The organism is Butyrivibrio sp. (assembly GCF_024699075.1).
In genome coordinates this window covers 1-7355 of sequence record NZ_JAILQF010000126.1, presented here as the reverse complement: position 1 = coordinate 7355, position 7355 = coordinate 1, and the positions used below count along the sequence as shown (strand labels likewise).

At 38.2% G+C, this 7355-nt stretch carries 4 protein-coding genes; all 4 read right to left on the bottom strand.

The window, feature by feature from the left end; translation table 11 throughout:
- Positions 1-343: 343 nt before the first annotated feature.
- The gene (locus K6G87_RS05000) at positions 344-1618 is read right to left on the bottom strand and encodes an IS110 family transposase (RefSeq protein ID WP_296834641.1); all 1275 of its coding nucleotides are present in this window, start codon (positions 1616-1618) and stop codon (positions 344-346) included.
- A 227-nt stretch (positions 1619-1845) separates the two neighbouring features.
- Positions 1846-2202 carry a hypothetical protein gene (locus K6G87_RS04995; RefSeq protein ID WP_296834640.1) on the bottom strand — a complete coding sequence of 119 codons (357 nt, stop codon included), beginning with the start codon at positions 2200-2202 and terminating at the stop codon, positions 1846-1848.
- 610 nt (positions 2203-2812) lie between these two features.
- On the bottom strand, positions 2813-3361 hold the full coding sequence (locus K6G87_RS04990) for a DUF5104 domain-containing protein (protein ID WP_296834639.1): 549 nt from the start codon (positions 3359-3361) through the stop codon (positions 2813-2815).
- A 70-nt stretch (positions 3362-3431) separates the two neighbouring features.
- On the bottom strand, positions 3432-7355 hold a 3924-nt coding region (locus K6G87_RS04985; RefSeq protein ID WP_296834638.1), incomplete at its 5' end, for a DUF6531 domain-containing protein.

The window sequence follows — 7355 nt, the reverse complement described above, 5'->3', positions numbered from 1 at the left end:
GAAAACTATGTCATTTCAGGTACAATGCATATGTGTTTCCAGTCAGAAGGGTGCACGAAAGATAACGTCATCCTTTTTATGAAGGCGAATCTGTGTCCCATTCTTCCCTATGGCTGCTAACCTCTCATGTCTAACAGGATCGTACTCCCGTAGGAGTGTCCTAAATTCCTTCGTCCAGCCTACCCATAGTGGGGTGCCGCCTCTGCTCCATTCCAGGGTCATGCCCTATATAGTATGTCTTAGCGGCTTCGCTCTGCTTTGTCATTGCTAGAGAGCACTCCTGTAATCCAGCACCAATTGAACTCTTGGCGGACGTTGTCTGGTACAGTATGTGCTGTTTCAATTAGGCTGCTTCCGGTCTGATGATGTCCCTTCGGAACTTTTCTTCATCAAAGTCACAACCTGTCTGTAGTATTACATAGAACACTCTGATAGCCTTACATGCAACTGCTATCTTTGCCTGCATTCCTCCAAGAGGATTTCTTGTTCTGTTCCTGTAATAAAGGAATACATCTTGAAATGCAGGATTCCAGTTCATCAGTGCACGAGCCGATTCATACATTGTTCTACGTAACTTTCTTCTGCCCCTCTTACTGATTCTTGGCTGCCCTTTTTTCTTTCCAGAACTCTTTTTGACTATCTCTAGCCCTGCAAGCTTCTGTATCTGCTTTGGGTCAGTGAAACGTCCGATATCACCAACCTCTGCTATAAAGCCAATCACAGTACTCATCCCTACTCCTTTAATGGCGAGCAGTTTCTCCACATTCGGTACTTCTTTTACTTTTTCCTCCAGGAATTCATCAAGTCTTTTGAGCTGTTCTGCCTTCAGTATATAGTCATTCACAAGAACCCAAATCTCGAGTCTTGCAGCCTCACCAGCTTCTAAACCTACACTTTCCTGTGCAGCTTCTACCAGGGTCTGAGCCCTCTTTAACCCTGCTGCACGTACCTTTGCATCACGCCATATCTGATTGATTCCACCTGCCCCAATTTTTAGGATATCCTGTGGAAGTGGTGCACTCTTTAAAAGCATAAGTCCACTTGTTGAATCCCAATCGGAATAACAATCCAGATACTCAGGAAAGAATTTTTGTAACCATCCCTGTATCTGGTTTGACAGACGCACATGTTGCTTCATGATCTGGTCTCTGCATACAGAGGCTTCTCTGATCTCCGCATATACACCTTCTGGCAGATAAGACGTTGAATATCTTCCTTCTTTAACCAGCATGGCAATTGTTTTAGGATCCTTTAGGTCACTTTTTTCTGGGCTGTTATCATCCAATTCTTTGCTTCTGTTTACAGTAAATGGATTAACTGTTACAAGCCTTACATCATGGTCCTGTAAGAACTTTTGAAACGTAAGCCAGTAGCAACCAGTAGGCTCGCAGCCGACAATGACCTTCTTCATATCGGTCTTATTCATGAGTTCCTCAATCCATCGAAGGAATGTAAGGAATCCCATTCGGTCGTTACTAAACTTAAACACTCTTCTTGATAGCTCAAATCCCCTCCAGTCAAACGCTCTACAGAAATGTGTCTGTGATCCAACATCAACCCCAACAATCAGTGTATCTGCAGTTACTTGCTTAAGTCTGTCATTCTGTGTAAAATTCATTTTGAGAAACCTCCGGTTAGCATAAGATGTTTTTTCATCCGCCAAGATGAACACCTTTATCTTACTTAGAGGTTTCTTTTTATTCAATTGGCGTTATTTCTGAATTACAGGAATGCTCCATTTTCCAGCATATAAACGAAAGAACCAGAATCATAATTACATAAAATATACCCCCAACAATTTTATATATCATCTTTTTCTTATCTATCATACGTTTTATCCTTCTTTCACAAAATCAGTTCTTCCTGAAAATATTTCTGCAACGTTACTAAATGTTCTGTATTTAATACAAAAGTATCTGCACTATCCTCACCATTGCTAATATAATATGAATTATCATCATTCTTCTTGAATTTCAAAGGATGAGAATCATCCATAACGAGCAAGACCTGAGTTAACCCGTTATTAACGCACATGTATTCTTTATCCGAAGATACCGTAAGGTTAAATGATGATATAATCACAAAGCTTATTAGTACGAATAGATTAATTACTAATTCAATACGCCAAACAACAGTTCCAATATCAATTATGCCTATGCCTTTTAAAAACAAATGTATTACAAGAACAATTACAGAAAGCATTTGAATTATCTTTAGTATTTGCTTTATCAAATCAAACCTAAAAATATATATTTTTTTTCATTATCACTCATAAAGGCTAGATAGGAAAAGCATTCCAAAAAAAGAATCCCTAAACTACATATAATAAAAATCCTTTTGCTTTGATAACGCTCTAGTATACTTGACAAGAAAAGAAATGCATATTTATATATTCCATATCTTATGGATATATATAATATTGGAATGCTTATAAGTTTAGCAATAAAATTGCTTTTCCTTTCTACATCAAAATTTTTTCCTATAATATACTGTGTAATACAATACAGATTCACTGCCAAACTAAAATATAAAATCATAAAATGAATGATAATATATATAGCTGCCTCAAAATCCTGGTTCATATGTAAATACCCTTTAATTATTGTCACTAGGACACGCATTGTTGTTTGTTATCTCTTCTACAACAAACGATGCTGTCTCTCCTAACAAATATTGATTCTTTAAATCATTTATGCCATACCCTGACAATCAAAAAACAAATACCTTATTGTTTGATTATTTCCATTTTCACCAAGCAATTATTACTTTTTCATCAAAAACTTTTTTAGTTTTTATAATGGCATCCGATTTTTTAATAAATATCCGGAATGAATACTCCATATCTGGCAATTTCTTCTGTACCATCGAATAGGATTTTTTCATCACCATCGAATACTTTTAAACTATCTTCCGCCTTTACAACAATCAAATACTTTACTCCTTGCTTTTCTGATTCCAGGGTATTTTTCGAATAATTATCTATCAGAAAAAAATATTTATCTGTTGCTGTACTTACATAATAGTATGAACTTATCAATTTAATCTTATAATTTTTATCTGACGACTCAAATGAGCCAGCAGGACTTGATTGGTCGTACGAAACCACTTTGCCATCTATAAAATCAAACAAATATTGAATATCCTTATCAATGCTTTCAGAATTCTCTATTGCATATTCAGAAAATAATATTTTAATGGCATCTTCGTCTTTATTGTTTATCCCATCTATGATTTTTTCTAAAATCTCATCAGAAACCTTTTGATCACTATCCCAAAACGAATGTATCATTGTATGTCCGCATCCAGTAATCAAAGTAATTGTCATAAAGAAAACCATTACGCTTTTTATTATCCTATGCATTGATCGCCCTCCCATGTAAAAGTTAAAATATATTTGTTATTAGGATCTACCGACCTTTGTCCTTTATATCTTACATACGTATCTGATTTAATAAAAGCTTCATATAATTCAGAATTTTTTCTTCAGGACGGGTTACAGCTACTCGCTTTCCAAAGCCGTTGTAGCTATATGTTGCTTCTCCTTTAACTTCGTCTGTTACCTTTGCAAGCATATTAGCTGCATCAAAAGTGAATGTCTTTGTTATTGTGCCATTCTCAATAATACTTGTCTGGTTACCGCGATTATCGTAATTATAGACTTTCCTTTCTGTATCGCTTACTGATTCAAGAAGTCTGTCCAGAGCATCATAATTATACTTAGTCGTAACGCCGTTTTCTACAAGTGTCCTTCTGTTTCCATAAGCATCATAGCTATAGTTTCTTAATGGATTACCATTAAGATTTACCTGCGTAAGCCTATTTACAAGATCGTATTCATATGAGTACATTCCTGATATATCATCTAATTCTCTTCTTGATCTTTCAATCTGTGTTCTGTTCCCTTGTCCATCGTAACTATAGATATATTTATCCAATAGGCCTGCATTATCAAACATCTCAAGGCTCTTCAGATGTCCGCCCGGAAGGTAATCCATTACTTCTCTGTTATTATTAGGAAGAAGTTTTTCTATCAATCTACCATACTCATTATAAGAGTAGCTTGTAACATCTTCTCCGTTTACGAGTTTACTTAATCGAAGATTATCATCGTATAAGTAATCTACTTTCTTTCCGTCAGGATACGTAATAGATGTACGCTCTCCATTTCTTCCATAAGTATATGAAACAGTCTTGTCATTGTAATCGTTTACTGACAATGCTCTACCTAAAGCATCTCTTTCGATGGATGTGATGCCAAGCCAGTCTTTAAATTCGCGCAGTTTACCTAGTTCATTGTATGAAAACTCTACGCTTCTTCCATCTGCATATCCTACCTTGGTTACTGCGCCTAGATCATTATACTCATAGGTTGTATCGAAGCTGTCTCTGTCTGTCTTTGTGATAAGGCGGCCATACTGGTCGTATTCATATGTTTCTTCATGGCCAAGGGCGTCGGTTACTTTTGTGAGCTGACCTGCAAGGTTGTAGGAGTAGAGGGTTACGTGGCCGTCTTCTCCTACTGCAGGGAAGTTGTCATCGTTCTTTTCTTCGACACTTACAAGGCCTTCTGCTCTATGGATGCTCTTAAGGTTATCGAGCTCATCATAGGTGTATGCTGTCTCGTTGCCAAGAGCATCTACTACGCTCTTTAGCTTTCCTGTTGGTGTGTATGTGTAAAGAGTTGTGCTACGTCCGTTAGATACTTTTGTAGCTCTTCCCATGGCATCGTATTCATATGATGCTGTGCGTCCATCGCTGCCTTCTACCTTTACTACTCTGCTAAGGGCATCATAAGAATAGCTGATAGTGTAACCATCAGCGAATGTTCTCTTTTCTACTCTGCCTGCGTTGTCATAGATTAGTTCCTGCTGTTTTTTATTGCAGAAGTGTACAGCATGGAGCTTTCCTGACTTTGTATACTCAAGCTTTCTTACTCTTCCGGCTGGATCTGTAACTGTTTCTATGGCACCTGACTTTGTATAGGTGTAGGCTGATTCATTTCCAAGCGGGTCTGTCTGCCTTACTACTTTGCCAAGTTCGTTATACTCTCTTGTATATCTGTTTCCAAGAGTATCTGTAATAGCATTTATCTTGCCATTTAAGTCATACTCATATGTCTTCTCATGACCAAGTGCATCTGTTTCTTTGATCACCTGATTGAGGGCATTGTACTTTCGGCTGTTTACCTTGATGTCCCCTAGATACCTTGCTAATACATTGCCATTCTTATCGTAGTCATAGCCTGTGTTTCTGCCTTCAGGATCTGTGACTTTCTTTATACGCATGAGTGGATCATACTCGTAAAGTATTGTTCCGCTGTTGGGAAGGGTTATCTTTTCTTCCTTCCACATGCTGTTATAGTCAACACTTGTTACTCTTCCTGCTTCATCTGTTACCTTGCAGGGCTTACCTATGATGTTGTATTCCCATGCCTTTGATGTTCCGTCAGGGTTTACTATCTTTGTTACTTTGCCGCTTTCGTTATACTCATATGATGTTTTGTTACCAAGGGCATCTGTTACGGATGTTATCCTGTCAGCATCATCATAGGTATACTTTTTGGTGTTTCCTTCTATGTTGCTTGATTCAGTTACTCTTCCAAGTGCATCGTATTTATAGAAGGTCTTTACTCCTTCAGGATCTGTTATGCAGCTTACATTTCCTTCTGCATCATAACTAAGAAGGGTTATGTTTCCTTCTTCGTCCTTTACCTTCTTGAGGTATCTTCCTGTATAGTAGAAGCGCTTCTTATTGCCAAGAGGATCCTTAACTTCAAAGAGGTTACCTTGTATATCGTATGTATACTTGTAGCTGTTTCCTTTTGGATCCTTTAATGCCATGAGTCTTCCGTCCGCATTATAGGTCATGCAGGTCTTATGGCCCATGGGATCTATAATGCTTGTAAGGTGGCCTCTGTTGTCATAGGTATATCTAGTTGTATATCCAAGCTTGTTGGTATGTGATATCTTCTGGTTACGCTTATTGTATGTGAAGCTTTCCTCACCATCGTAGTACTTTGTACCAGTATGGCGCATCTTGGCATCATGCTTATATACTACTTTATTGCCATTCTGTTCTGTTGCTGTTGTGGTGCGCTTCTTGTCATCATATGTATAAGTCATGACTCCGCCATCTGGGAATGACTGCTTTATGGTTCTTCCCTGACTGTCATAGATGTTGGTTATAGCTTTTATGCCGCGCTGATTAGTTACTTCTGAGATCTTGCCATCCTCTGAGTAATCATAAGAAGCTGTTGAGCCATCAGCATATGTAACTGATGTAAGAACCTGAACGGATTTAGAATGATTCTGTTTAGAAGAACCAATCTCAGTATGTGTGTTTTCTAAAAATGTAGCCTTAGAAAGATTCTCTAAAGACTCTGTACCTTGTTGTGAGTTTTCTGATGATCCGTTTACAGATGATTCGTCTAAGCTACTTTCAACTGACACGTCCCGGGTTTTATAGGCATACTTAACAACCCTTCCAGTATGATCCTTAAGGGTTTCTATGTTGCCGTATTCATTGTATGTAAAGAAAAGGGCTGCGCTTCCCAGTGTCTTAACAGATGCAAGGCGTTTTACCTGAGATCTATCGTCTGCCTGACTATCAGCATACTGGTCTTTGTTTTCAGCTTTGGTGTTTGCAGCTTTAGTGTTTGTAGATTTTGTGTTTGCAGCTACTTTCACATTAGTATATAAAAGTTCTGCAACTGCTCCGTTATCATCACCCAGCTCTACAAGGTATCCGTTTTCATCGAACTTCTTGTACTGGCCATTGTCCTGACGGAGGATATAGGTTTTCTTTTTTATTATCTCTTCGGCTGTTGATTCTGAGTCATCTTCTATCTCTGACAGAAGGCCTGGTTCGCCATGGATCTCTTCGTAGTATTTCTTACCTTTGATGATACGCTCTTTATATAGGCCTATACTTCCATCTGCATAGGATATGCGGATTCCTTCTTCGTCTCTTGTAAGGTGCTCTGAATAGGTTGTGCTCCAGCCGTTTCCAAGGATGAAGTCTTCTTTGGATGATGGAAGGGCGTTATAGAATCTCTTGAATGTAAGAGGATAGAGTCCGCCTATCTTGAGATCTTCATGCTCATTTATATAGTTACCTGTACACATGTTTACAGGGTCATATTTATATACTTCACATCTTTCCTTATTACCATTAAGGTAATCGGCCATGTTCTGCATATAGGTGTCGTATTCCTGTTTGGTAGCTTCATCAAGTGATGAGGATGGATCTTTATACCAAGGAAGGAGGGTAGTATCTGAGTAGTTTAGAACAGTATCCTGCAGCTGCTGTGATGTAAGTTCAAGGAATCCTTTTAAGTTTGATTCTATGTCTGCAAG

Coding starts and splice junctions, on each gene's coding strand:
- K6G87_RS05000 (WP_296834641.1), bottom strand. CDS start 1,618: ATGAATTTTACACAGAATGACAGACTTAAGCAAGTAACTGCAGATACA.
- K6G87_RS04990 (WP_296834639.1), bottom strand. CDS start 3,361: ATGCATAGGATAATAAAAAGCGTAATGGTTTTCTTTATGACAATTACT.
- K6G87_RS04995 (WP_296834640.1), bottom strand. CDS start 2,202: ATGCTTTCTGTAATTGTTCTTGTAATACATTTGTTTTTAAAAGGCATA.